2 rRNA genes are annotated in these 410 nt (G+C 41.2%); both read left to right on the top strand.

Annotation, left to right across the window (positions count from 1 at the left end):
- Nucleotides 1–88, top strand: a 23S ribosomal RNA gene (locus tag A7985_RS25485); the annotation flags it as partial.
- 177 nt (nucleotides 89–265) lie between these two features.
- Nucleotides 266–380: ribosomal RNA gene (gene rrf, locus A7985_RS25480) — 5S ribosomal RNA — on the top strand.
- Nucleotides 381–410: the final 30 nt, after the last annotated feature.

Here is a 410-nt window from a genome sequence, read left to right as displayed (position 1 = left end):
TTGAAGACTACAACGTTGATAGGCGAGATGTGGAAGTGCTGTGAGGCATTGAGCTAACTCGTACTAATTACCCGTGAGGCTTAACCATACAACGCCAAAGTGGTTTTATTTGTTAGAAGTTAAGAACGAAAGTAGACGATAAGAATTTAATTACGCTTCCAGATTTTTAGCATTGTGAATAGATAAGCTCTTATGAGAAATCAATTCACCTTGCGCAAATGAAATGACGAAAAGACGTCATTAACCATTTGCACGAAAAGAATTTCCTGGTGAACATAGCATTTTGGAACCACCTGATCCCATGCCGAACTCAGTAGTGAAACGAAATAGCGCCGATGATAGTGTGGGGTTTCCCATGTGAAAGTAGGACATTGCCAGGGCCCAATTAGAGAAACCCGTTGCAGAAATGC

The sequence above is a fragment of the Pseudoalteromonas luteoviolacea genome, assembly GCF_001696455.1.
GTDB lineage: Bacteria > Pseudomonadota > Gammaproteobacteria > Enterobacterales > Alteromonadaceae > Pseudoalteromonas > Pseudoalteromonas luteoviolacea_C.
This window is presented reverse-complemented; position numbering and strand designations above follow the sequence as displayed.